Origin of the sequence: Streptomyces sp. NPDC092952, from assembly GCF_044754785.1 — a bacterium.
Taxonomy (GTDB): domain Bacteria; phylum Actinomycetota; class Actinomycetes; order Streptomycetales; family Streptomycetaceae; genus Streptomyces.
On sequence record NZ_JBIVPT010000002.1, the window covers coordinates 536628 to 561194 of the forward strand.

A 24567-nucleotide genomic window follows, 5' to 3' on the forward strand; every position below is an offset into this window, starting at 1 on the left:
TGTCGCGGGACTGCGCCGGGACAGCCGCCCGGGAGGGACGTCGTCACGGAGACGTCGTCACAGGGACGTCCCCAAGGGAACGTCCTCGGAGGGACGTCCTCAGAGGGAGAGTTCCGGGACGTCGAGGCGGCGGCCCTCGGCGTGGGACTTCAGGCCCAGCTCCGCGAGCTGCACACCGCGCGCACCGGCCATCAGGTCCCAGCTGTAGGGCTCGTCGAGGACGACGTGGCGCAGGAAGAGCTCCCACTGCGCCTTGAAGCCGTTGTCGAAGACCGCGTTGTCGGGGACCTCCTGCCACTGGTCGCGGAAGGACTCGGTGACCGGGAGGTCGGGGTTCCAGACCGGCTTGGGGGTGGCGGAGCGGTGCTGGACGCGGCAGTTGCGCAGCCCGGCGACGGCGGAGCCGTGCGTGCCGTCGACCTGGAACTCGACCAGTTCGTCGCGGTTGACGCGGACCGCCCAGGAGGAGTTGATCTGGGCGACGGCGCCGCCCGCCAGCTGGAAGACCCCGTACGCGGCGTCGTCGGCGGTGGCGGCGTACGGCTTGCCCTGCTCGTCCCAACGCTGCGGGATGTGCGTCTGGACGTGCGCCTGGACGGTGGTGACCCGGCCGAACAGCTCGTGGAGCACGTACTCCCAGTGCGGGAACATGTCGACGACGATGCCGCCGCCGTCCTCCGCGCGGTAGTTCCACGAGGGGCGCTGCGCCTCCTGCCAGTCGCCCTCGAAGACCCAGTAGCCGAACTCGCCGCGCACGGAGAGGATCTCGCCGAAGAAGCCGCCGTCGATGAGGCGCTTCAGCTTGAGCAGGCCGGGCAGGAAGATCTTGTCCTGGACGACGCCGTGCTTGATGCCCGCGTCCCGGGCGATCCGGGCCAGCTCCAGGGCGCCCTCGACATCGGTGGCGGTGGGCTTCTCGGTGTAGATGTGCTTGCCGGCGGCGATCGCCTTCTTGATCGCGTCCACCCGGGCCGAGGTGACCTGGGCGTCGAAGTAGATGTCGATGCTGTCGTCGGCGAGGACGGCGTCGAGGTCGGTGGACCACTCGGTCAGGCCGTGCTTCCGGGCCAGCTCCTCCAGCGCGTGGGCGCGGCGGCCGACGAGCACCGGCTCCGGCCACAGCACGTCCCCGTTGCCGAGGTCGAGGCCGCCCTGCTCGCGGATCGCGAGGATCGAGCGCACCAGGTGCTGCCGGTATCCCATGCGACCCGTGACGCCGTTCATGGCGATGCGCACTGTCCTGCGTGTCACGAAACTTCCTCCACCCTCGTCGGCGCCGGCCCGTCGTAGCAAGCGCTTTCTATGCGAGGTGACGCTAGCCTGCCGACAGCGGCGCGGACAAGAGGGCCCGGCCCGAAACATCGGAGGAGAGCGATGACGGTCACCCTGGCGGATGTGGCGGCCCGCGCCCGGGTGTCACCGGCCACGGTCTCGCGGGTGCTGAACGGCAACTACCCGGTGGCGACCGCCACCCGGGAGCGGGTGCTGCGCGCGGTGGACGAGCTGGACTACGTGCTCAACGGCCCGGCCAGCTCGCTGGCGGCGGCCACCTCCGACCTGGTCGGCATCCTCGTCAACGACATCGCGGACCCGTTCTTCGGGATCATGGCGGGGGCCGCGCAGACCGAGATCGGCGGGCCGGGGGACGGTTCCGGCCGGGCGGGCGGCGAGAAGCTTGCGGTGGTCTGCAACACCGGCGGCTCCCCCGAGCGCGAGCTGACCTACCTCACCCTGCTCCAGCGCCAGCGCGCCGCCGCCGTCGTGCTGACCGGCGGCGCGGTGGAGGACCCGGAGCACCAGGCCGCCGTCGCCGCCAAGCTGGTCCGGCTCGCGGACGCGGGCACCCGGGTCGTGCTGTGCGGGCGTCCCCCGCTGCCGGACGGCTCGGCGGTCGTCGCGGCGCTCGCCTTCGACAACCGGGGCGGCGGCCGGCGCCTGACCGAACACCTCCTCTCCCTCGGCCACCGCCGCATCGGCTATGTCGCGGGCCCCCTGGAGCGGACGACGACCCGGCACCGCCTGGAGGGCCACCGGGACGCGATGCGGGCGGCAGGGCTCGGCGGCGACGAGGACCGGCTGACCGTGCACGGCCCGTACGACCGGGGCTCCGGCTACGACGCCACGCTCGAACTCCTGCGCCGCGAACCGGAGGTGACGGCGGTCGTCGCCGCCAACGACACGGTGGCGCTGGGCGCGTGCGCGGCACTCCGGGACCGGGGGCTGAGCATCCCCGGGGACGTCTCGGTGGCGGGCTTCGACGACCTGCCGTTCTCGGTGGACGCGGTCCCGGCGCTGACCACCGTACGGCTGCCGCTGTTCGAGGCGGGCGCGCGGGCGGGGCGGCTGGCGATGGGCAAGGAGAACCCTCCGACCGGGGGCGTCGAGACGATCGCGGCGGAGCTGATGGTGCGCGGCTCGACGGCGCCGCCCCGGGTGGGACAGCGGTAACGACCCGCGTCGGTCGGGCAATTGACACAGCGTCACGGATACTGTTCGACCTCGTATGGACTACGTGTACGGAGGTTCGAGCATGACGAGGACGTATCGCGCCGTGGAGTTCGCGGAGTACGGCGGCCCCGAGGTCTTACGCGTGGTGGACCGCGAGGTTCCCCGCCCCGGCCCCGGGCAGGTGCTGGTGGAGGTCCGTGCCGCCGGGGTCAACCCGCTGGACTGGCGGCTGCGCAGCGGGGCCGTCGCGGAGATGATGCCGGTGGAGTTCCCCTTCGTTCCCGGTGGTGACGTCGCCGGTGTGGTGGCGGCGGTGGGCGCGGACGTGACCGGATTCGCGGCGGGTGACGCGGTGTTCGGCTCGATTGGCTCCGGCGGTTGCGCGGAATTCGCCCTGGCCCCGGCGGCGCAGCTCGCGCGGAAGCCCGAGGGGGTGTCCTGGGAGGTGGCGGCCGGGCTGCCGGTGGCCGTCAACACGGCGTACCAGGTGCTGGACGACCTCGGGGTGAAGTCCGGGGAGACCCTGGTGGTGGACGGGGCCGCCGGTGGCGTCGGGTCCGTGGCCGTGCAGCTCGCCCGGCAGCTCGGCGCGCGCGTGATCGGTACGGCGAGCGAGCGGAACCACGCGTATCTGCGTTCCCTGGGCGCCGAGCCGGTGGCCTACGGCGAGGGCTTCGCCGAGCGGGTACGGGCCGTGGCGGCGCAGGGGGTCGACGCGGCGTTCGACGCCGCCGGGAAGGGCTCGCTGGCCGCCCTCGTCGAGCTGGCCGGCGGGCCGGCGCGTGTGGTCACCATCGCCGACCACCGGGCGGCGGAGCACGGGGTGCGCTTCGCGTTCGCCGGGCCCGACGCGGTCCGTGAGCGGCTCGAACGGGCGGCCGCGCTGGTCCTGAGCGGCGATCTCGACGTGTCCGTGGCAGGGACGTACCCGCTGTCCCGGGTGGCCGACGCGCACCGGGAGAGCGCCGGCGGCCATGTCCGCGGCAAGCTGATCGTCCTGCCGGGCTGACACCGCCGCACCGCGCGGCGGGGCGCCCCCGGGACGTCACACGGCGGAGCTCTTCGCGTCCGGCCCGTCCTGGCCGGTGCCGAGCGCCCTTGCTACCGCGCGGCGGCCGCCACCGCGGCCCGGATCTCGCCGGAGAGCCGGGCCGCGTCCTCGGTGTAGCCGGTCAGCAGCAGCCGGCCGCCCTCCCGGGGCCGGATGACGAGGTGGACGTCCCAGCCCATGAGCCGTCCCAGGGCGTGGTTCTGCCCCCGGTCGACCGCGCCGAGGATCTCCGTCCAGGGCAGCACCCGGGTCTCCCCGGTCCGCTTGTAGACCAGGCCCTGTTCGCGCAGGACGAAGATCTCGCCGTGCCGTCGCAGGGTCCGCAGGCCGCTGGAGACCCCGCCGTAGACGCCGATGAGCGCGGCGCCCCACAGCAGTCCGGCGACCTCCGTGCCCGTGCCGTTCTGGTCGAAGACGGCGAAGGTCACCGGGATGGCGATGCCCAGGGCGACCAGGCCCAGCAGCAGCGCGACGACCGCGATGCGTCCGCGGCGCCCGTTGTCCGTCGTGTGGTTGCGGACGAATGCGCCCAGCGCGCGTTCGGCTTCCCTGACCATCAATCCCCCGTCGAAGTCCCGGCCGCCCAAGTCCCGGCCGTCCACGTTCCGGCCGCTCAAGTCCTGGCCGTTCGAGCTCTGTCCGTTCGAGCTCTGGTCTTTCAAGTCCCGTCCGCGGCAGCCTCGTTGCCGCGATCCGCCCGCCAGTCTGGGCGACCGGCGAGCGGGCGGACAAGGGCCCCGGGCACCGTTCGGGGCGGGGAAAGAAAGATGGGGGTGTTGCCCCCATGCACCCCCAGGGCCGCGCCGGAAGTATGGGTCGCGGCGAAACCGGTGGTGCCGGCGCCGGACCGAGGAGGTGCGATGGCGAAGATCCAGAAGATCCGTGCGGGCGGCGACGAGCGGCCCCGCGTCGCTTCCGCGTCATGCCCGGCCGGGCCGGCGGTCCCCTCCGCCGCCCCGTCCGGACTGCCGGGAACGATGTCGGCCGACGGCCCGTGGTGGCGCCCCGCGCTGACCGACGCCTTACCGGCGGACAGCGGTCCGGCACCCGAACAGGCCCCGGACTGGGCGGTGTTCGTCGAGGAGGCGGTCGCGGAGGCGCCCGAGCGGGTGGCGATCGGCGACCGGGAGGACCTGTCGGGGCTGCGCGGCTTCGAGCACGTGGTGGCCCCGTTCACCGCCCACGCGGCACGGCGGTTACGGGACGGGCTGCCCCGGCGGCTGGACCGGTGGGCCGATCTGGACGCCGTGCGGGCCGACTTCGAGCGCCACCTCTCCCGGCGCCTCGCCCGCCAGGCCGCCCGCACCCTGGTCCTGGAGCTGCACACGGCGCGGCGCGAGGGGCGGCTGACCGGGGACGGCCCCGAGGCGCGGTTCACCGACTTCCTGCGGCGCACCGGAGCCCGGTCCGGGCTGGCCGCGCTCTGCGCCGGGTACCCCGTACTGGCCCGGATCCTGGCCCGCACCGCGCTCGACGCCGCCGCCGCGCTCGCCGAGATGCTCGTCCGGTACACCGCCGACCGGTCCTCGCTGCCCGGTGTCCGCGCGCCCTGGGGCGCGACGGCCGAGGAGAGCCGGCTGGTGGGCGTCGAACCCGGCGCCGGGGACGGCCACCGGGGCGGGCGGACGGTGATGCTGCTCCGGTTCGAGAACGGTGCCCGGCTCGTCTACAAGCCGCGCCCGCTCGCCGCGCACCGGCACTTCAACGAGCTGGTCCAGTGGTTCAACACCCTGCCCGGCACCCCCGGGCTGCGCGCGCTCGCCCTGCTGGACCGGGGCCCGTACGGCTGGGTGGAGTTCGTCGCGGAGCGGCCCTGCCACGCGGCCCGCCAGGTCGACGCCTTCTACCGGCGCCAGGGCGCGCTGCTGGCCCTGCTGCACGTGCTGGACGGCACCGATCTGCACCACGAGAACCTGATCGCGGACGGCGAGTACCCGGTCCTCGTCGACGTGGAGACGCTGTTCCACCCGCCGCTGCCCGTTGCCGCCTCGGACGATCCGGCGGCCCGCGCCCTGCACGGTTCGGTGCACCGGGTGGGGCTGCTGCCGCAGCTGCTCGTCGGCGACGAGTCGGCGCTCGACATGTCCGGGATCGGCGGCGGGCAGGCGGCCGAGTCCCCGGTGTGCGGTGTCGACTGGGCCGACGCGGGGACCGACCGGATGCGGCTGGTGCGCCGGGCGGGCCGGATCGACGGCTCCGCGAACCGGCCCCGGCTGACCAGGACGCCCGCCGACCCGTCCGCCTTCACCCGCGCCCTGTGCGCCGGGTTCCGCGCCGGGTACACCGCGCTCATGCGGGCCCGGGACGAACTCCTGCGTCCCGGCGGCCCGTTGGACCGCTTCGCCCATGACGAGGTGCGGGTGGTGGCGCGCCCCACCTGGATCTACGCCTCGCTGCTGGACGAGTCGACCCACCCGGACCTGATGAAGGACGCCGCCGAACGCCAGCGGGTGCTCGCCCTCCTCGGCTCCGGCACCCTGGGCTCCGCCGCACTGCCCGGCCTCCTCGACGAGGAGATCGCCCAGCTGTGGGCGGGCGACGTCCCCCTCTTCACCGCCCTGCCCGAGCGCGCCGACCTGTGGAGCGGGACCGGCCGGCTGCTGCCCGGCACCCTCGCGGACACCGGCCTCGACCTGGTCCGGGCGAAGCTCGCGGCGATGGACACGGTGGACCGGCACGACCAGGAACGGATCATCCGGGCCGCGATGGTGACCACCTCGCGCGAGCCCGCCCATGTGTCGCGCCCCGGCCCGCGCCGGGCCCGTACCGCCGCGACCGCCCCGGAGCCGGAGCAACTGCTCGCGGCGGCCCGGTCGGTCGGCGACGAGCTGGTCTCCCAGGGGTACGCGGGCGGGGCCCGGCTGAACTGGATCGGCCTGGAGCTGCTCGACGAGCGGTACTGGCGGCTGACGCCGATGGCCGCCGACCTGGCGGGCGGCTACACCGGTACGGCGTGCTTCCTGGCCCAGCTCGCCGCGCTCACCGGGGCGGACCGGTACGCCACCGCCGCCCGGGCCGCGCTCGCCCCGCTCGCCGGGCTGCTGGACCTGCTGCGCACCCGCCCGGACGACCTGGGCGCGGTGGGCTCGGGCGCCTTCGCCGGAATCGGCGGGATCGCGTACGCGCTCGCCCAGGTCTCGGACATCCTGGACGACCCGCGCCTCGCCGAACTGGTGGCGCCCGCACTGCGGTTGACGGGTGCGGCGGCCGCCGCCGAACAGGAGCGCGGGGTCCGTGCGGGCACCGCCGGCGGGCTCGCCGCGCTGCTCACCGGGTACCGGATCACCGGCCGGGACGACGTGTGGCGGGCGGCGGAGCGCTGTGCCGGGACGCTGCGCGGGGCACCGCTGCCCGAGGCGCCCGGCTTCGCCGACGGGTCCGCCGGGGTCGGCTGGGCGCTGCTGCGGTTCGCCGGGGCGGGCGGCGGCGAACCGTACCGCGCCTCGGGGCTCGCCGCGCTGCGGGCCGCGACCTGGGCGGTGGACCGGAGTGCCTCCTGGTGCCGGGGGCGGACGGGCGTGGCGCTGGCGGTGCTGGACAGCCCGGCGGCCCGCGCCGACCCGGAGCTGTCCGGCTGGGCGCACCGGGCCGCGGCGGACATCGCCGAGGCCGCGCCGCCACCGGACGACAGCCTGTGCCACGGCGAGCTCGGCGTCCTCGAACTGCTGCGCCTGGGCGAACCGGCCGGGGCCCGCACCCGCTGGGTGGAGCGGGCCGGGGCGCTGCTCGCGGCGGCCGACCGTACGGAGCCGCGGTGCGGGACGCCCGGCCAGGTACCGCATCCGGGGCTGCTGACCGGGCTCGCGGGGATCGGGCACGGGCTGCTGCGGGCCGGGTTCCCCGACCGGGTGCCGTCGGTGCTTCTCCTCGCGGGGCCGTGAGCCGACCCTCCCCCGCAACCCGTTCATCCCCCATCGCACCACTCACGCACCACCCGGGTACCACTCACGCACCACTCACGCACCACCAACCTCCCACAAGATGAGAAGAGGCAGACCATGCAGACCAACGAAGCTTCCGCCTTCCGCTCCGTCGAGCTCGACGACGCCGGCAACGAGCACCCCGTGGGCGGCATAGCTCTGGGCGCGGGCGGCCGGCTCGGACTGCGGAGCAGAATCCTCGGCGCCACCGACACCGTGGGCGACATGACCGGGGACCTGCCCTGGACCACGATGACCTGGAACTGAGAACCTGAATTTCGGCCAATTCCGTTTGAGATCAAGCGACTTGACACGCTGCCCGGTAGTCGTCGACTCAAGTAGCCTGCGCACATGCGTGCCACTTCGTCGGTGATTGCCGGGCGTGTCGCTGAGACCGACCTGCTGAGCAACGCCCTGTACGCCGCGTCGCGGGGTTCGGGCCGGGCCGTCCTCTTCGTCGGGGAGGCGGGCATCGGCAAGTCCCGACTGGCCGGCGAGTGTGCCTACCGGGCGTACGAGCGGGGCATGCCGGTGCTGCGCGGCCGGGCCACGTCGACGGGGCTCGTGGTGCCGTTCCGCCCGCTGATCGAGGCGTTGTCGTCCCGGTTCCGGGCGGCCGGCACCCCCACCGACCCGGAACTGGACCCGTACCGTCCGGCACTGGCCCGGCTGGTGCCGGAGTGGCGCCAGGGCTCGGCGCCCGGATATCCGGAGACGGTGGTCGAGCTGGCCGAGGCGCTGCTGCGGCTGCTGTCGGTTCTCGGCCAGGAGCACGGCTGCGTGATCCTGCTGGAGGACCTGCACGACTCCGACACCGAGACCATCGCGGTGGTCGAGTACGTCATCGACAACGTGGCGGACCTGCCGGTCCTGCTGCTGGGGACACTGCGCCCGGAGCCCGGCGCCGCGCTGGACCTGGTGCGCTCGGCGGAGCAGCGGCAGGTCGCCACGGTGCGGGAGCTGGCCCCGCTCGGCGACCCGGAGGTACGGGAGATGATCGCCTCCTGCCTGGAGGCCCGCCCGGACGAGGTGCCGCCGGCCACCCACGAGCGGCTGGCGGACCGGGCGGGCGGCAATCCGTACCTGGTGGAGGTACTCCTCGCCGATCTGCTGGACTCGGGGCAGCTGCGCCGGACCGACGACCGGTGGGAGGAGCACGCCAACCCGGACGCCTCGGTACCGACCGGGGTGGTGCGCAGCTGGTCGCGACGGCTGGACCGGTTCGACGAGCCGGTACGCGAACTGCTGCTGTGCGCCGCGACGTTGGGCAGCCAGTTCTCCGTGACCGTGCTCCAGATCGTCACCGGCTTCGACGACCGTACGCTCTTCAGCCATCTGCGCGCCGCCGTGGAGGCCAACATCATCGCCCCCGACGGGGCGGACCCCGACCGCTACACCTTCCGGCACACACTGACCGCCGAGGCCCTGGTGGCGTCGCTGGCCCCGGCGGAGCGGGCGGCGACGGCGCGCCGGGCGGCCCTGGCCCTGGCCGGGGTGGAGAACCGGCTCGGCGACGAGCAGCGGCAGCTGATGGCGACGCTGCAACTGGTCGGGGGCGACCGGCACGGTGCCGCCCGGCAGTTCGCCGGGGTCGGGCGGCGGATGCTGGCCGCGGGCGCGTCCGGTTCGGCGGTGACGCTGCTGGAGCGGGCCCGCGCGCTCGCCGACGAGGGCGATCTGCGCTCCATCACGGAGTCCCTGGCGATCGCCCACGCGGAGGCCGGTGAGCTGGACACGGCCCTGTCGCTGACCGCGGAGCTGCCCCCGGTGCCGCCGTGCTCCGACGCCGCCGAGCAGCGCGGCGAGGCCCATGTCCGGATCGCCTGGGCGGCGGTGATGGCGGAGCGGGTCGACGAGGCGGCCGGGCAGATCCGTACCGCGCGGTCCATGTTCGGCGCGGCGGTCGGGCCCGAGCCGGCGGCGGCGCTCGACGTGGTGGAGGGGCACCTGGCCCTGCTGCCCGGCCGGGCGGGCGACGGGCGGCAGGAGCGGGCGCAGGAGGCCGCGCGCCGGGCCGCCGCCGTCGCGGAGGAGCGGAGCCTGCCCGTGGTCGCCTGCCAGGCCTGGCAGTTGCTGGCGCTGCTGGCCCGGGAGCGCGGTTTCGACGAGGCCGACGCGTGCCTGGAGCGGATGCTCGCGGTCTCCGAGCAGCACGCCCTGCCGGTGTGGCGGGTGGAGGCGCTGGTCCGGCTCGGCGCCAACACGTTCATGCGGACCGGCGACCCGGTCCGGCTGGAGACGGCCCGGACCGCCGCCCAGTCGCTCGGTGCGCTGGTGCCGACGCAGACCGTGGACGGGCTGCTCGCCATGAACGCGGTGATGCGCGGCGAGTGGGACGGGGCGCACGCGATCATCGAGCGGTCGGTGGCGGCCAGCGCCCGGGTCCGCAATCTGGGGGCGCACCGCTATCTGCTGCTCGCCTCGGCGACGCTGGCCGCGCACCGGGGCCGAAGACGGGACCTGGACCGGGCGCTGGCCCGGTTCCGCCGGGCGGGCGGTGAGGAGTCCCTGCTCGTACCGCTGCAACTGGGGCTCTGCCGGGCGTTCGCGGCGCTGCTGGAGGAGGACCGGGAGAGTGCGCTGGAGGCGCTGGACTCCTCGCTGGCCTGGGAGCGCGAGCATCCCAGCTTCTTCTATCTGAGCGGGCGTTACGGGCTGCGCCCGCTGCTGCGGATCATCGAGCGGCGGGGCGGGCTGGGCGGCCGGGCGGAGCTGAACGCGATCCTGGCGAGCCCCGGCGCGGACCTGGCCTGGAACCAGTTGTTCCTGCGGCTGGCCGAGGGCGTCCTGCACGGCCGGGCGGGCCGGACGGAGCTGGCGGTGGAGACGATCGGTTCGGCCTTCGACGAGGCCGCCGCCTTTCCGCTCGCCCGCCATCTGGGGCTGCGGCTGGTCGCCGGGGCGGCGCTGGACGAGGGCTGGGGCGAGCCGGTGGGCTGGCTGCGGACGACGGAGGAGCACTTCTACGGTGCGGGCATCCAGCCGGTCGCCGCCGCGTGCCGGGCGGCGCTGCGCCAGGCGGGGGCCAGCGTGGGCCAGCACCGGGGCGGCTGGGACCGGATCCCCGCCCTGCTTCGGACGAACGGGGTGACGCCGCGCGAGTACGAGGTCTTCGTCCTGCTGGCGGAGCGGCCGGGCAACCAGCAGATCGCCCGGCGGCTGTCGATCTCGCCGCGCACGGTGGAGAAGCACATGGCGAGCCTGCTGAGCAAGACGGGACGCCCCGACCGGGCGTCCCTCTGCGCGTTCTCCGCCGAGTGCGCGGCCGAATGGGACTGACTCCCGGACCGCCGCCCGGGTGCGTGGGGGCGGGGTCGGCCGCCCCGCCCCCACGGACGGTCAGTTGACGGCCAGCACGGCCGTGTTGTTCGCGAGGTCCGGGTCGAAGTCGAAGGGGTACGTGCCGAATTCGCCGTAGGCGGGGTGGATGCTCACGGCACCGGTCGCGCCGGGCACCACGGTGTCGATGCGGACGGAGAACGCGAAGGTGCGCTGCGTGTCCTCCAGCGCCCAGTACCGCAGGTCGCAGTCGTAGCGCGGGGCGCCCGTCCGGTTCGGGTAGTAGCCGCCGGTGAGGGTGTGGGGGTAGCAGCCGGACGGTGCGCCGGTGACCGTGGTGCCCTGGGGCACGATCAGCCGGACCGAGGCGACCGGGTCTCCGGAGCCGAGGTTGCCGAGCCAGGCCGGGCCGTTGTTCTTGAAGGTGAGTTCGGCGGTGCGCGTCTCGCCCGCGGCGCCGGAGACGGCGTCACCGGTCACGGAGAAGTCCGCGGTGTTCTCGGCGCCGATGGCGACGATCGTGTAGTTGTCCCCGGAGTCGGTGTCCTGGGCGCCGCCACCCGGCTGGACGTTGATGTCCAGCCGCTCGCTCATCGCGTGCGGGGCGAGCCGCACCGTCAGCGGCTCGGGCAGCTCGAAGGAGTCGCCCGGCGCCAGCGCCTGGTCGAACGTGCAGGAGGCGTGGGTGAACGGCGCGTAGTCGGTGCCGTCCGTCGTGGTGTAGGTGCAGGCGTCGTACCGGGTCAGGTCCGTCAGACCGTACGAGGCGGACAGGGTGACGGTGAACCCGTGCGCGGTCTCGTTGCCGTTGTTGGTGACCTTGAACGGGATCGTCCGCTCGTCGCCGGGCAGGCCCTTCTCGACGGCGGGGACCGGGGCGAGGGCGAGGTCGGGCCCGGACCCGACGGTGAGCGTGGTGTCGAAGCTGTCGTGCGGGGCGGTGAGCGTGCCGTCGGGCCCGCCGGTCGCCGTCGCCTCGTAGGTGATCCTGCCCCGCGCGCCGACCTCGGCGCCGTCGGCCGCGCGCACCGTCAGGGACACCTGCCGGTGGTAGCCGTCCCCGATCACGGGCACCACGGGGACGTCGCACACCGCGGTCGTCCCGCTCGGCGTGCAGTTGTCGGGCCAGGTGACCTCGGCGACCCCGGCGAGACCGGAGACGTCGACGGTGAGCCTGCCGTCGGTCACCGTGAAGTTGTCGTTGTCGTGGGAGAGGCCGACGTCGACCGTGCGGGACTGCGGCTGACCGCCGTCGATGCCGAGCGGAAGCGTCTGCTCGGGCGTTTCGTTGATCCACAACTGGTCGGTCTGCGGCGGGTCGTCGTCCGCGAACGCGGGCACGGCGAGGCCGACGGTCAGCAGACCGGCCGCCACCACAGCGGCGGCACCGGATCTGAGTCGTACCGGGCGTCCGGAGAACAGGCTCATTGCTACCCCCAAGGGTGTGATGGAGCACCGGCGGCCCCGGCGCACCGAAATGATCATCACACGACAGGGCCCGCAGCGCCCCGGTTTTCCGGCCCGCCGGTCCCCGGTCCGGCGGGCCATGAACTCGCTCGGGGCACACCCGGGTTGACCACCGCGCGGTCCGCCTCGTGGACGATGGGACGGTGGACCTTCCACCCGGCCGCCGGTCCGGAAACCACCACCGTAAGGATGGGGAACAGTTCGTGAACGACCTCCTGACGTTCATCCACGCCCGGTACGAGGCGGACAACCACGCCTACGCCGAGGTGGTCGGCCGCTTCGGCGGCGAGGCCCTCCTCGACAGTCACCTGCCGATGCTCGACCTGCTCGACCTGCTCGTACGGGAACGCGCGGCCATGGATCCCACGGACCCGCGCCGCACCGGGCTCGACCACGCGCTCCGTGTGCTCGCCCAGTCCTACGCGGAGCATCCGGACTACCGCGAGGCGTGGCGGCCCTGAGGTCCGGCCGCCCGGCCGCCCGGCCGCCGGTCAGCAGGCGCAGCTGACGGAGCCGACCGGGGCGGTCAGCGGGTCCGCTTCGCGCCGCTCGGTGCCGGCCGGGGTCTCGACGGGGAAGCCCTCGCGGATCCAGTACTCGATGCCGCCGATCATCTCCTTGACCCGGTAGCCGAGCCGGGCGAGGGCGAGCGCCGCGCGGGTGGCCCCGTCGCAGCCCGGCCCCCAGCAGTAGGTGATGACCGGCACCGCCGGGTCGAGCAGCTCCCGGGCCCGGTCCGGGATGTCGGCGGTGGGCAGGTGGACGGCGCCCGGCACCCGGCCCTGCGCCCAGGCGGCGGCCCCGCGCGAGTCGACGAGGACGAAGCCCGGGTCACCGGCGTCGAGCGAGGCCCGGACGTCCGAGACGTCCGCCTGGAAGGCGAGCCGGGCGGCGAAGAAGGCGGCGGCCTCGGCCGGGGATGCGGGCGGCACGCTCAGGGCGGGGCTCGGGGCGGGGCTCGGGGCGGTACGGGGCGTGGTTGTGTTCATGAGAAAAACGCTATGCGGGGTGACCGGGGACCGGAACCGAAGATCCCCGGCCGTTCCTGGGGATGGCCAGGGATCCCGTGGTATTCATCGCCCATGACCGCTGATTCCCTCGACGAGACCGACATCCGCATCCTGGAGGCCCTCCAGCAGGACGGCCGGGCCAGCTACGCCGAGCTGGCGCGGACCGTGTCCATGTCGCCCAGCGCCGTCACCGAGCGGCTGCGGCGGCTGGAGGAGAGCGGGGCGATCCGCGGCTACTCCGCGGTGGTCGACCCGGAACGGCTGGGGCTCGGCATCCTGGCCTTCGTCCGCCTCCGCTACCCCACGGGCAACTACAAACCGTTCCAGGACCTGTTGGCGGCCACCCCCGAGATCGTGGAGGCGCACCACGTGACCGGCGAGGACTGCTTCGTACTGAAGGTCCTCGCCCGCTCCATGCGGCACCTGGAGACGACGACGGGCCGCATCGCCGGACTCGGCTCCGTCACGACCAGCGTCGTCTACTCCAGCCCGCTGCCCAGCCGCGCGGTCACGACGATCGCCCGGCGGCCCTGACCGCCCTCGGCCCCCGCGCAGCGCCCCGTGCCACAATGCCGCGCATGAACGATCCGGCCACGACGCCGTCCATGGCCCGGCAGGTACACCGGCGGTGGCGCGACCGGGAGGCGCCCGACGGGGACTTCATCGTGTTCGCCGACGGCTCCCTCGTCGTGATGGACCTGCTGCGCATGCGCCCGCCCGACCGGCCCGACGATCCGCGGGCCGAGAGCTGGTACTGGACCGAGAAGCTGCGCGCCACCGAGTGGAGCACCGACAGCTGGGTGGAGATCGACTCCGCCCTCGCCACCCACGTGCACGAGGGGGACCGCGCCTGGGCGGGAGAATCCGCCCACCACGGCTCCATCGGCTGGGTCGCGCTGGCCCGGGACGACGACGAGGGCACCCTGGAGTGGCTCGCCGTCTCCAACTGGTCCGATCCGTTCAACGCCGTCACCCTGGACGACACCTCGTTGACCGCGATCAGCACCGCCGGCCGCATCTGGACCTTCCCCCGGAATGCGCCCCAGGACGTGCGGATCACCGACGACCCGGCGTATCCCGGCAGTCGGGGCAGGTCCTAGACAGTCCTGATGACTGTCGGAGGTGCCGCGTAGATTCCGGTTGTGCCCGAACTTGCGAGTGACCTTCTCAGGCAGCTGCTGGACGACTTGCCACCTGGCAGGCTGATAGGTCCGTGCCGTCGTCCGCATCCAGTGGTGTGGATGAGCGACGGCCCGGTCAAGGACGCGGCCGACCGGTGGAAGCGGTTGCACGCACGTCGTCGTGAGACCGGCCTCTACCCGCTGTTGCTCGAATACCCCGACGACTCGTTCAAGCCGGTGGGTGGTGGCTACGGGGCTGACGCCGACGCCGGCTCGTACTTCCGGAGCGAGTGGACGGAAGACTCGTGGCCGCCCTTCAAGGAGTGGCCCGGTCTCGCCGCGCCCGCCCCGGTGGTGGCGGACGCCGACGTGTGCGCGGGGGAAGTGGCAACTGCCGTCGCCCGCGACGGCCGAGCCCAGTGCCTCGCACTCGTCCAGGTCGCGCGGGGCGCTGACGCACCCGCTGCCCTCGGCTGGCTGGGCATGACGAATCACATGACGGCTCAGGAACTGTCGGCAGTGCTGCGCTCCTGGGAGCACCGGTTCGGTGTCCGCGTCGTGGGCTTCGGACACGGAAGCCTGTACCTCTCGGTTGCTGCTCGGCCGACGGACGCCCGCCAGGCCCGTGTCCTCGCCGTGGAGCACTACCTCTGCTGTCCGGACGTCTTCCATGAGGACCCCGACCTGGACTGGTCCACGTACCACGAAGAGCTCATGCGGCGTCACGAGTGGCGGCTTTGGTGGGATTGAGAGTGCTCTTCCCGACGATGCGGCGATACGGCGATGCGGCAATGAGTCGATGGCGGACCGCGTACGACCCGAGGTATCCACGAGGACGACCGCTCCCAGAACCTCGCGGTCACCAGCCCGACGCCCCCCTGGGCCGAGCGATCAGGCGGCCGTCGCCGCGCCGAGGTAGGGGGCGAAATGCTCGGCGACCTCCGCAGCCACGGCCACCGCGTCGAGTGTCCCGTCGACTTCGATGACGCGGATGCCGAGGCGGCGGGCGTGCCGCGCCGCGTCCTCGGCGACCAACCGGTCACGGGCGAGACGGTTGGCCTGGGAGCGGGCCGGGTCGGTGACGGGGACGTTGAGATTTCCCGCGCGCGGAAGGGTCCGGATCTGGTGCCGGCGGAAGTCCTCGGTGGGGACGAGGACGACCATGCGCCGGGGTGAGTCGAGCAGCGGTGCGACCAGCTCCGGCCGCAGCCCCCACCCCTCGGCAATCGCCGGCCTGGCGGTGAACAGTGCGCGCAGGTCGTCCAACGCCCACTCGAAGCGGACCGGGAAGCCGGTCAGCGTCTCGGCAGCCATCTCCTCCGGGCTCCGGTCCAGCCAGACGTGGTCGGGGGTGGGATCTTCCACGGGCTCCCCCAGGGCGAGACGACGCGCGATCCGGCGATCCTGGTGGCCGCGGGCATCGTGGTAGTCGTAGTGGTACGCCGTCAGTCCGTACTTTTCTGCGAGGAGTTCGGCAACGGTGGTCTTGCCGGACCACTGTGCGCCGCCGATCCACAACGCGCGTTGCAAGCTGCCGTGTGGATCCCAGACCTCCGACATGAATGTCCTCCCGTTGGAGAGCGGCGCAGTCCTCCGCTCGGGAACGAGCTTCCTGGTTCGGCGGCAAAAATTGCAGTCTTGTCTTCGCTCGGCGGTTCACAGAGAGTGGAAAGGGAGGGGTGAGTCGTTCTCCTCGCGCCTGCGCAGACACCATCTGGTGCCGTGGCCCCACCGGCCCACCGGCCCACCGGCTCAGTCGGTCAGGGCACCCGTGAACCGGGGAGCCCTCCCGGTCGCGGCGCAATCGTGTTGACCGTCCCGGCGGGCGGTGCTTGAGTCGGCGGGTGGACAGCGTCTCCGCCAACCGGCGGTTCTGGAATCGAATCAGCGGCTCCTACCAGCGCGAGCACGACCCGCAGATCGGCGCGGCGCCCCGGCTGTGGGGCACGTACGCCATCCCCGACGCGCAGCTGCGGGCCCTGGGCGACGTCACCGGCAGGCGCGTCCTCGAACTCGGCTGCGGCGCCGGCCAGTGGTCCAGGGCACTCGCCGCCGAGGGCGCCGTCGTGGTCGGGCTCGACCTGTCCGAGGCCCAGCTCACCGCGGCGGCCCGCGCGATGGGAGCGGCCCGCTACCCGCTGGTGCAGGGCGCAGCCGAACGCCTCCCGTTCGCCGCCGACAGCTTCGACCTGGTGTTCTGCGACTACGGCGGGCTCAGCTGGGCGCCCCCGCACCTGGCCGTCCCGCAGGCCGCGCGCGTCCTGCGCCCCGGTGGGCGCCTGGTGTTCAACATCGCCAGCCCCTGGTTCGAAGCCTGCTACGACGAAGCCACCAGCCGCGCGACCACGACGCTGCGCCAGGACTACTTCGGGCTGGACGCCATCGACGAAGGCCACGGCGCGGTCAGCTACCAGCTCACCTACGGCGACTGGATCAGGGTCCTGCGCGGCGCGGGTCTCGTCATCGACGACCTCATCGAGCCCCGGCCCGACCCCGGAACGGCCAACGGCTACAACCGGACCGACCCGCCCGACTGGGCACACCGCTGGCCGGCGGAATCGCTCTGGGTGACCCACAAACCGTAGGCGTCACGGTCTTCCACGCGGGCGGGCGCGGCCGCCGGGCGGGTGGCGCGGCCCCGGCAAGGCGCGGACCGGCCGGGGGTGCTGGATAGTCTGGAACGGCCGCTCCGGGAGCCTGCTGAGCGCGGGCCGGATGGGCGGCCGGACCACGCCGGAAGGACCACCACGTGAAGCTCGCTTTCTCGACCCTCGGAGTGCCCGGGATGCCGGTAGCCGATGTCGTCCGGCTCGCCGCCGACCACGGCTATCAGGGGGTGGAGCTGCGCGCCCACCCGGAGGAGCCGGTGCACCCGGGCCTCTCGAAGGACGAACGGGACGCCGTGGCCGAGGAGTTCGGCAAGGGCGGCGTGGAGATCCTGACCGTCGCCGGGTACGTGCGGGCCGCCGCCGAGGGCCCCGACGCACCGGTGCTGGCGGAGCTGGCCGGGCTGATCGACCTGGCGCACGACCTGGGCGCGGCGAACGTCCGGGTCTTCCCGGGCGGCGGCGGCCTGCCCGCCCCCGAGGCCGACGCCAACGCCGCCCGCCGCCTGGCCGCCGCCGCCCCGCACGCCGCCGACCGGGGCGTACGCGTCCTGCTGGAGACCCACGACTCGCACCGGGCCGGAGTCGACGTGGCCCGGGTCGTCGGCACCGTCGGGCACGGCTCGGTCGGCGCGCTCTGGGACGTCATGCACACCTGGCTGGCCGGCGAGGAACCGGTCGCCAGCCACGCCGTGCTGGCCCCGCATCTGGGCTACGTACAGGTCAAGGACATCGCCTCGGCCCAGGACACCACTCCCCTGCCCCTGGGCACCGGTGTCCTGCCGCTGACGGCCTGCCTGGCCACCCTGGACACGGTCGCCCCGGACAGCCCGGTCGCCCCGGACGGCCCGGACGGCTGGGTCTGCTGGGAGTACGAGAAGCGCTGGCACCCGCACGCCGCGGAACTGCCGGACCTGCTGGCCGCGGGCCGGGAGTACCTGCTGCGGGCGGCGCGGTAGCCCCCGCCCCCGGGCCCGCGCCCGCTCCCGGCCGCGCACGCTCCCGCGGTCACGGGCGCGGGAAGCGGGCGCGCACGGCGTCGATGCAGGTGTCCCGGGACGTGGGCCCGCCGAACCGAAGCCGGTCGTAGGCCGTGAACTCCGGTTCCAGTACGTCGAGTTCGTCGACCAGCGCGTGCAGCCGCTCGAACCACGGCACCGAACCGGCGTCCGGCTCGTCCTCCGAGGCGCTGATCGCGGCCGTCAGGTGGTCCTTGCGCCGGATGGCGGCCGGGGTCACCGAGTGCAGGCACACGTACTGCCCGCTGAGATACGCGTCCCACTCCGCCTTCCCGGCGACCGGGTCGGCCCAGTGCGCGGTGAACCACGCTTCGAGCAGTTCCACGCCGCCGGCCTCATCGGCGAGGGCGAACAGGTCGCCCGGCACCATCTCGGCGCCGTCGGACCGCAGATACCCCGGGAGCGGCAGCCGCCGCCCCAGCATCAGCCGCCGGACCTCGTCGGCGTCGCGGCCACGGACCGCGCACAGCTTCTCCAGGGCGACGAACCGCGCGCTGGCATACGCGTCATCGGCCCCGGTCATCGGATGGTCGCCGTTGACCTCGCGGAACCGCTCGCCGATCCGCTGCTTCAGGTCCGTCTCCGGCATCGGGCAGCCTCCGTTTCCACCTGCGCGGACCTCCCGCACAGGACTCGGCACGCTACCGACCGGACGGTTCGGCACTCACCGAACCGTCGATGGAGGCCGCGGCGGCACGAGGACGCCCCGCCCCGACGCGGTCCGGTCAGGGGGCGGCCGTGTCCGGGGCTTTCCTGCGCCTGCTGAGCAGCGCGGAGACCGGGAGGGCCGCCGCCAGGCCGCTGAGAAGGATCGCGGCGAGGGCGCCCAGGACAGCGGGCTGGTCACCGAAGGCGAGACCGATGGCGGCAAGCGCTGGACCGGCGTTGCGTACCGAGGCGACGCCGCCCATGGTGGTGCGGCGTCTGGCGGAGCCGCTGGCCAGCAGTGTTCCCGCGGCGAAGGCGAGGATGCCGAGCAGGAAGCCGGCGAGGAGCGCGAGTGAGCCGAAGAGGCCGACGACGTCGCGCCAGTTGCCGAGCAGCATGCCCGTCAGCACGATCAGGAAGGTGATGTTGGAGACGGAGGCCGCCGCGGGGTGCCAGGACCGGGCGGTGGGTTCGGCGTAGCGGCGCAGGAGCAGCCCGACGGCGAAGGGGACGAGCTGCAGGAGTGCCACCGTCCGCACCAGCGCACCGACCTCGAGGGAGACCGTGGTGCCGATGTCGGCGGCCTTGAGGACGGCGTTGGCGGTGGGGGCGAAGGTGAGGCTGCCGAGGGAGGCGAGCAGCACCTGCATCGCCGCGCCCGCGACGACGTCCCCCTGCTGTACGGTCGCCAGCTTCGCTCCGAAGGGGCCGCCCGGGGACGAGGCGATCAGGACGAGGGCGATGAAGGCGGCCGGGGGGAGGCCGAGCAGTGCGCCGATGCCCCAGCCGAGCAGCGGGACGACGGCCATGTTGGCGACCAGCGCCAGCGAGAGCAGCGGAACGTCGGCGAGGACGCCGCGCAGCGCCGGTACGGTGGCCCGCAGCCCGGCGGCGAACATGGTGGCCGCGATGAAGATCACCGTGACGGCGTTGAGAACGAGATGCAGGGTGCCCATGGTCCTTGTCCGCCCCGTCAGTCGCGGAGGTCACCGAGCCAGCGCAGGGCGCTCAGGCTCGGCAGGAAGCAGTACTCGCCTCCACGGGTGACGACGAAGCGCGGCAGCGGGGCGAGGCGGCGGCGCACGGGCCGGCGGGGGACGGTGTAGCGGGTCTGCCCGTCCGCGGCTCCGACGACGGGGTCCTTCGTGTGGCCGTCGCCGAAGAAGACACCGTCGTTCATCCACTCCGACTGGACGAACTCGAACTGCCGTCCGGGGTGTGCGCCGATGAACGCGAACATCAGGCCGCGGTCCACGCCGTCGTCCTCCAGCACCCCGTCGGGCAGCGGTGGGCCGTAGACGGCGCCGCGCCGGATCATGCGGTGCAGCCGTACCTCCCCGGCCACCGAGGCGTCGCGCGGGTTGGCCCGGCGTATGTGGCAGCCCCTGGGCGTGGTGAATCCCGTCGGGTCCTCCTGCTCGTAGAAGAAGGTGTTGCGGCGGAGCGGGTCGGCCCCGAGGGCGGGGTCGTCGTGTTCGGGGGCGAGGGCCAGCGGGGCTCCGCCGCGCCAGCGGCCCATGATCTTCGCGGCGATCAGTTCCTCGTCCTGGGCGGTGGTGGAGCTGTCCTTCAGGTAGCGCCGGAAGGCCGCGACGTCCTGGCGGAGTTTGCGGAAGGCCGCGTAGCTGCCGTTGCGCCCGAGCACGGCCGGTTCCGGCGCGGCGGAACCGCCGAGCTCGTCGGGGCGGCCCAGGATGAACTCTCCGCTCTTCAGGGGTACTTCCAGCCTGTTGGACCCCGGGATGCCGCTGCCTTCGACGGCGGGGTGACTGACGCCGTCGAGGTAGCCGAAGTGTTCCTTCTCGCTGGGCAGTGCGTAGCAGTCCTGCCGCCAGATCGCCGTCACGCCGGGCAGCCGGTCGTAGGCGGACCGTGCGCGGTCGATGGCCTCTTCCAGGCGCGGCGGGTCCGGGGCGACCGCCGCGATCACCACATGGACGTCGTGGGTGCCGAGCGGCGCCTCCCAGTGCCGCGGGGCGCTGGCTCCCTCGTCGTGCAGTGCCCGTGCGCGGGCCGCCATGCCCTGCCGGAACTCCCAGGCGAACGAGTCCAGCGAGGAGCGGGGCACCCCCAGGGCCCGCAGGCCCCAGTGGGTGACGGCGACGCTGACCCAGGTGTCCCCGAGGGGGCTGGAGGTGTCGGCGGCCGAGGTCGCCGCCGTACCCGCGCGCCGCATCAGCTCCCGGCCCTGGTCCCGGTCGTCGATGCGGAAGACCAGGTACGTCGCCGCGTACGGGGTGGGGCGCGGGCTGAGGACTCCGCGCTGGATGTCGTCGAGTTCGAGCGTGACGTCCGTGGGTGTGCTCATGCCGGCCTCCCTGCGGCACCGCTACGAGACGAGGTTGTGCCAGAAGTTCCGCAGGCTGTCGTCGGCACCGAAGAGCGTGCTGAAGATCGTGGAGTCGGCCAGCAGCACATCGGCCGCGCGGTCGCCGCCGGGAGGCATCCACAGGAACATGTTGAACTCGGTGTTCCCGTCCTCGGTGAACGGGTGGGGCCGGGAGGTGTCGATCGGCTGCCGGGCCAGCACGTGAATGGTGTCCGGCCGATCGGCCGTCACCGCGTAGTGGGGCAGGTGCATATGGAAGTTGAAGTTCGTGACCCCGTTCAGCCACCCCTTCTCGTCCAGGTCCCCGAAGGTCGTCAGAGGGGCGATCCGATGGTCCTCGCCGGTGGCGGGGCGCAGCCCGTACCGGTTGACGACGGGTACGCCCAGGCCCTTCATCAGATCACGGACGTAGGTGGCGAACCGTTGCTGGCGCGGTACCAGGGGGTCGCCGTGGTGGCGGTACTCCACCTCCCGCACGGACAGGTCGTCCGAGGCGCCGACGTCGTGATGGGGCCCCAGGACCAGGCGCGCGTCCTCCCTCGTCAGGAACGCCCGCAGCGCCTCGATCTCCCCGGGCCGCGCCTCCTGCTCGGTGATCATGTGGTCCAGCCCGAAGACGAACAGGACGTCCGTGTCGTCGAGCACCCGCTCGTCGAGCGGGGTGTGGAATCCGGCCTGGTCGATGCGCTGGTAGACGGGGACGGGATGTCCGGTGGTCTCCTCGACGAAGTCCTGGAACGGCACCCACGCCCAGAAGAACAGCTCCAGCGATCCCGCGATGGTCTGCTGGAACTGGTACGGGTCCGACCACCTCGGATCCTCGTAGGCGGGCCACGCCACCCGGCGCACCTCGGTCAGCGTGGAGAACCGGTTGTCCAGTTCTGCCGCGTTGCGGCCCGCCTCGGCGGGATAACTCCACGAGACGTAGACGCTCACCCGGCGTCCGGCGGGTGTGTACGCCCGGGGAACGTGCCGCTGGTTGTAGACCCGTGCTGTTCTGGCCTCACTCATGGCCCGGCCTCACTGCAGCTGCCGCACTGCATCTGCCTCACTGCATCTGCCTCACTGCATCTGCCTCACTGCATCTGATCGAGCATCTCGGACAGAGCGCTCTTGATCCGCAGAGCCTTCTTGATCTCGTCCGCCGTCACATACGGATACTCCCCGTACTCGATGAAGCTCGGACAGTGGTGCTCGCGGACGAATCCGATGAACGCCTCCGGGTTGGTCCGCCAGTCCTCGGGAAACCCCTCGAGGTGCTCGAACGCCGTGCTCACACCCGCCTTCGAGAACAGCGCGATGGCGTCCTCGGTGTACTTGTCGAAGTCGGTGTCGAAGATCCCCTGGTACATGAAGCGCGTGTCGTCGTCGAAGAGGACCCACCGCAGGTAGTGCAGCTTCAACGGCGCCAGCAGGTACGGATCCTCCTCCAGCGCCTCGGCCAGCGCGGAACCGTACGCGCGCATCGCCCCGGCGTGGCCGGGCTTGACCCGCGCGACGATCGTGAACCCGTAGCAGGCCGGAGTCCTCGGGAAGACGGGCCCGTACTTACCCTGCTCGAGATGGTCCGTCTCCTTGGGGAGGGCGACCGCCCGAGGCCTGATCTCCATGTCCGCACCTCCAGCCCACTGGCCGGGACGATCCCATCGTCCCGCCGCACGACCGGGCGCGCCTGCCGAGCGAGGGGGAAGGATTCGTGGATCCGGTACGGGTCCGGGCTCCTCGGCGGCGCCGGCAGGGGCAGCGGGGGCGGGCCGGACTGCCCGCCCAGGCCCGCCCGGACCGGACCGCTCCCCGCCTTCCGGGCCAGTACGGGCATGGCAGACGCAGGCGCAGCGAAGCCGCTCGACGACGACACCACGGACCCTCACGGCGACCGGCCCCGGGCATTCCTCGTGCATCCCCACCCGGCACCCGGGTGCATGAACCCCGCGCACCGGCACGGTCACCGCTGCCCGGACACCGGACGGAGCCCCCGCTGCTCCCGGCACGGCGCACACGCGTACCGGGGGACGGCGGAGCCCGGCACCTCACCGACGACATTCACCGGAGCAGCGGTGCCGGACGGCCCCTTGTGCCAGTCGCACCAACCGGTCATGCCGGTGCAGCGTCTGCACCGGCATGCCGGGTACGCGTGGCAGATGGGGATGGACTCGGCGGGAGTGACCACGGTTTTGGGCTTCACGACGCGCGTCGTGAAGCCGCGCCGGTCGACCTCGTACACCTTGATCGTCATTGGCATGTCGGCCGCCGGAGAGAGCGCCCGCACGAGATGGTCGGCCGGACATGGTGCCAGCAGGCTGCACCGTGGAGCCGGGCAGTACTCGCGGCTACGAGCACAGGCGCGATCATGGCCTCTCCTCTACCTGTGTGGTGTGGACAGGCAAAGCGTGGCCCTTGGGAAGGGGCACAACTGCTACAAGGTGTGGCAGTCGTCAGACGGCGCCGATCCAGTGCGCGAAGTGCGACAAGGACTCGGCATCGGCCCGGTGGAACCGCCTCAGTCCGCTGGTGACTTCGCGTGCCCACGGGTGTTCACGGGTGTGCTGAGGGGCGGCCGCACGGGCAGCCCTGAGGCTCTCGAACGCATCACCCGGAAGGTTGGCCCACTCCTGTGCACGGGCCAGTTCAATATAGAAACCGCTCCGGCGCTCGGCTGGGAGCGTGGCGGGCGGCGTCCACTCGGTAGCCACGCGCAGCGCACGATCAACGTGATTCGGCCCGAGACTGACGGCCACGGACATCTCGTGGATGCGGACCGAGTCCGGGCCGAAGGCGGTGCCCAGATAGACGCCCTCGCGCGCGACTTGATCACCGAACTGCCGGGCATGCGTCAGATGGGTGTCGGCTGCGTCCGCGTCTCCACCTCGTCCGGCGATCACGGCCGCCCGCATGTGGAGGGCGCCGCGCGCGGCAGCAGCCGAGCGGGACGACGGTGTTGGTGCCGCGCGGATGGCTTGCTCCAGTGCGACGAGACCAATGGCATGGGCTCGGGCCGCAAAGAAGACCTCGGTTCGGACATATGCGGCGGCAGCTTGGACAAGGGGGTCCGCCGCTCGGTCGGCAGCCCACCTCATCAGGTCGATTAGCCGGGCGGAGAGGTCGTACTCCCCGTACTTGAAGGCGATCGCATCGCCCGCTCGGGCGGTGGCGACCAGCATCCTGGCCGCCGTCCGCTGCTCTGCAGCCCGTGCAGTGTGGACGTACCTGATGCTGTCGCACAGCAGATCAGGGATCCCCGTGGCGATCCGGCCGTACTGGGCCCCGAGCCTCCAGTCGACCACCTCGCGCACTGCTAAGCCGAGTTCGGCAGGCCCTCGGGTCGGAGGCCCCTGCGGGATGTCGTACCCGGCGATCCCTGCGGACAGTGCGGGGAGGGCCTGATGCACCCGGCGCTCGGTTCCGACGTACCCCGTGCGCAACTGCGTAGCGTCCACACCGAGAGCAGCAGCGAGCGCTTCGAGTACGTCGTCGCTGGGGCGTCGGGCACCACGCTCGACAGCTCGGACGGTGGAGTAGGAGACGTGCGAGGCGGCGGCGAGACCGGTCTGGGTGAGGCGGCGCGCGCGTCTGCAGGCGGCAACCCGCTCACCGACTTCGCGCGGGGAGTCGACGAACACGGCCCAACCGTATCCGAGCGGTCACCGCATGCAGCGGGAACAGAGTCGA

The 24567-nt window shown here is 73.0% G+C and carries 22 protein-coding genes; 11 read left to right on the forward strand and 11 right to left on the reverse strand.

Annotated elements, in window-relative coordinates; all coding sequences use genetic code 11:
- Window positions 1-99: 99 nt before the first annotated feature.
- On the reverse strand, window positions 100-1251 hold the full coding sequence (locus tag ACIQGQ_RS06305) for a Gfo/Idh/MocA family protein (protein ID WP_402391339.1): 1152 nt from the start codon (window positions 1249-1251) through the stop codon (window positions 100-102).
- 123 nt (window positions 1252-1374) lie between these two features.
- Here ACIQGQ_RS06305 and ACIQGQ_RS06310 point away from each other — a divergent pair, with 123 nt between their 5' ends.
- The gene (locus ACIQGQ_RS06310; protein ID WP_402391342.1) at window positions 1375-2448 is read left to right on the forward strand and encodes a LacI family DNA-binding transcriptional regulator; all 1074 of its coding nucleotides are present in this window, start codon (window positions 1375-1377) and stop codon (window positions 2446-2448) included.
- Between the two features lie 82 nt (window positions 2449-2530).
- Entirely contained in the window at window positions 2531-3457 is a 927-nt protein-coding gene (locus tag ACIQGQ_RS06315) for an NADP-dependent oxidoreductase (protein WP_402391345.1), read from the forward strand.
- Window positions 3458-3549: 92 nt separating this feature from the next.
- Here ACIQGQ_RS06315 and ACIQGQ_RS06320 read toward each other — a convergent pair whose 3' ends face one another.
- A complete protein-coding gene (locus ACIQGQ_RS06320) occupies window positions 3550-4056 on the reverse strand; it encodes a hypothetical protein (RefSeq protein WP_402391348.1) in 507 nt (168 codons plus the stop codon).
- 303 nt (window positions 4057-4359) lie between these two features.
- Here ACIQGQ_RS06320 and ACIQGQ_RS06325 point away from each other — a divergent pair, with 303 nt between their 5' ends.
- The 3 genes from ACIQGQ_RS06325 (at window position 4360) to ACIQGQ_RS06335 (ending at window position 10698) form a co-directional block, all read left to right on the forward strand.
- Window positions 4360-7380, forward strand: a complete 3021-nt coding sequence (locus ACIQGQ_RS06325; RefSeq protein WP_402391350.1) for a type 2 lanthipeptide synthetase LanM family protein — start codon at window positions 4360-4362, stop codon at window positions 7378-7380.
- A 117-nt stretch (window positions 7381-7497) separates the two neighbouring features.
- Window positions 7498-7686 carry a hypothetical protein gene (locus ACIQGQ_RS06330; RefSeq protein WP_402391353.1) on the forward strand — a complete coding sequence of 63 codons (189 nt, stop codon included), beginning with the start codon at window positions 7498-7500 and terminating at the stop codon, window positions 7684-7686.
- An 84-nt stretch (window positions 7687-7770) separates the two neighbouring features.
- On the forward strand, window positions 7771-10698 hold the full coding sequence (locus ACIQGQ_RS06335) for an AAA family ATPase (protein ID WP_402391356.1): 2928 nt from the start codon (window positions 7771-7773) through the stop codon (window positions 10696-10698).
- A 60-nt stretch (window positions 10699-10758) separates the two neighbouring features.
- Here the strand turns inward: ACIQGQ_RS06335 and ACIQGQ_RS06340 are convergent, their stop codons facing one another.
- A complete protein-coding gene (locus ACIQGQ_RS06340) occupies window positions 10759-12126 on the reverse strand; it encodes a hypothetical protein (RefSeq protein ID WP_402391358.1) in 1368 nt (455 codons plus the stop codon).
- Between the two features lie 242 nt (window positions 12127-12368).
- Here ACIQGQ_RS06340 and ACIQGQ_RS06345 point away from each other — a divergent pair, with 242 nt between their 5' ends.
- Window positions 12369-12626 carry a DUF6221 family protein gene (locus tag ACIQGQ_RS06345; protein WP_402391360.1) on the forward strand — a complete coding sequence of 86 codons (258 nt, stop codon included), beginning with the start codon at window positions 12369-12371 and terminating at the stop codon, window positions 12624-12626.
- A 30-nt stretch (window positions 12627-12656) separates the two neighbouring features.
- Here the strand turns inward: ACIQGQ_RS06345 and ACIQGQ_RS06350 are convergent, their stop codons facing one another.
- A complete protein-coding gene (locus ACIQGQ_RS06350) occupies window positions 12657-13154 on the reverse strand; it encodes a rhodanese-like domain-containing protein (protein ID WP_402391363.1) in 498 nt (165 codons plus the stop codon).
- Between the two features lie 93 nt (window positions 13155-13247).
- Here ACIQGQ_RS06350 and ACIQGQ_RS06355 point away from each other — a divergent pair, with 93 nt between their 5' ends.
- The 3 genes from ACIQGQ_RS06355 to ACIQGQ_RS06365 all read left to right on the forward strand — a co-directional run bounded on the left by ACIQGQ_RS06355 (window position 13248) and on the right by ACIQGQ_RS06365 (window position 15046).
- Window positions 13248-13709, forward strand: coding sequence for an Lrp/AsnC family transcriptional regulator (locus ACIQGQ_RS06355; protein WP_402391366.1), 462 nt, complete (start codon window positions 13248-13250; stop codon window positions 13707-13709).
- 44 nt (window positions 13710-13753) lie between these two features.
- Complete coding sequence (locus tag ACIQGQ_RS06360) at window positions 13754-14275, forward strand: hypothetical protein (protein WP_402391368.1); 522 nt, start codon at window positions 13754-13756, stop codon at window positions 14273-14275.
- A gap of 141 nt (window positions 14276-14416) precedes the next feature.
- Complete coding sequence (locus tag ACIQGQ_RS06365) at window positions 14417-15046, forward strand: DUF4253 domain-containing protein (protein ID WP_402391371.1); 630 nt, start codon at window positions 14417-14419, stop codon at window positions 15044-15046.
- Between the two features lie 141 nt (window positions 15047-15187).
- Here the strand turns inward: ACIQGQ_RS06365 and ACIQGQ_RS06370 are convergent, their stop codons facing one another.
- The gene (locus tag ACIQGQ_RS06370; RefSeq protein ID WP_402391373.1) at window positions 15188-15826 is read right to left on the reverse strand and encodes a hypothetical protein; all 639 of its coding nucleotides are present in this window, start codon (window positions 15824-15826) and stop codon (window positions 15188-15190) included.
- 314 nt (window positions 15827-16140) lie between these two features.
- Between ACIQGQ_RS06370 and ACIQGQ_RS06375 the strand changes: the two genes are divergently transcribed.
- Together ACIQGQ_RS06375 and ACIQGQ_RS06380 are read left to right on the forward strand one after the other, a co-directional pair.
- Window positions 16141-16881, forward strand: coding sequence for a class I SAM-dependent methyltransferase (locus tag ACIQGQ_RS06375; RefSeq protein ID WP_402391375.1), 741 nt, complete (start codon window positions 16141-16143; stop codon window positions 16879-16881).
- A gap of 164 nt (window positions 16882-17045) precedes the next feature.
- Window positions 17046-17861 (forward strand): sugar phosphate isomerase/epimerase family protein, encoded by an 816-nt coding sequence (locus ACIQGQ_RS06380; RefSeq protein WP_402391377.1) that lies wholly within the window; start codon window positions 17046-17048, stop codon window positions 17859-17861.
- A gap of 49 nt (window positions 17862-17910) precedes the next feature.
- Here ACIQGQ_RS06380 and ACIQGQ_RS06385 read toward each other — a convergent pair whose 3' ends face one another.
- The 6 genes from ACIQGQ_RS06385 to ACIQGQ_RS06410 form a co-directional block, all read right to left on the reverse strand.
- A complete protein-coding gene (locus tag ACIQGQ_RS06385; protein WP_402391380.1) occupies window positions 17911-18510 on the reverse strand; it encodes a DUF6058 family natural product biosynthesis protein in 600 nt (199 codons plus the stop codon).
- Window positions 18511-18646: 136 nt separating this feature from the next.
- On the reverse strand, window positions 18647-19525 hold the full coding sequence (locus ACIQGQ_RS06390) for a bile acid:sodium symporter family protein (protein WP_402391383.1): 879 nt from the start codon (window positions 19523-19525) through the stop codon (window positions 18647-18649).
- A gap of 17 nt (window positions 19526-19542) precedes the next feature.
- Window positions 19543-20877 carry a Dyp-type peroxidase gene (locus tag ACIQGQ_RS06395; protein ID WP_402391386.1) on the reverse strand — a complete coding sequence of 445 codons (1335 nt, stop codon included), beginning with the start codon at window positions 20875-20877 and terminating at the stop codon, window positions 19543-19545.
- Window positions 20878-20898: 21 nt separating this feature from the next.
- The gene (locus ACIQGQ_RS06400) at window positions 20899-21909 is read right to left on the reverse strand and encodes a hypothetical protein (RefSeq protein ID WP_402391389.1); all 1011 of its coding nucleotides are present in this window, start codon (window positions 21907-21909) and stop codon (window positions 20899-20901) included.
- Window positions 21910-21974: 65 nt separating this feature from the next.
- Window positions 21975-22508: a hypothetical protein gene (locus ACIQGQ_RS06405; protein ID WP_376686926.1), complete on the reverse strand. Its 534-nt coding sequence runs from the start codon at window positions 22506-22508 to the stop codon at window positions 21975-21977.
- Between the two features lie 825 nt (window positions 22509-23333).
- Window positions 23334-24518 (reverse strand): helix-turn-helix domain-containing protein, encoded by a 1185-nt coding sequence (locus tag ACIQGQ_RS06410; RefSeq protein WP_402391392.1) that lies wholly within the window; start codon window positions 24516-24518, stop codon window positions 23334-23336.
- Window positions 24519-24567: the final 49 nt, after the last annotated feature.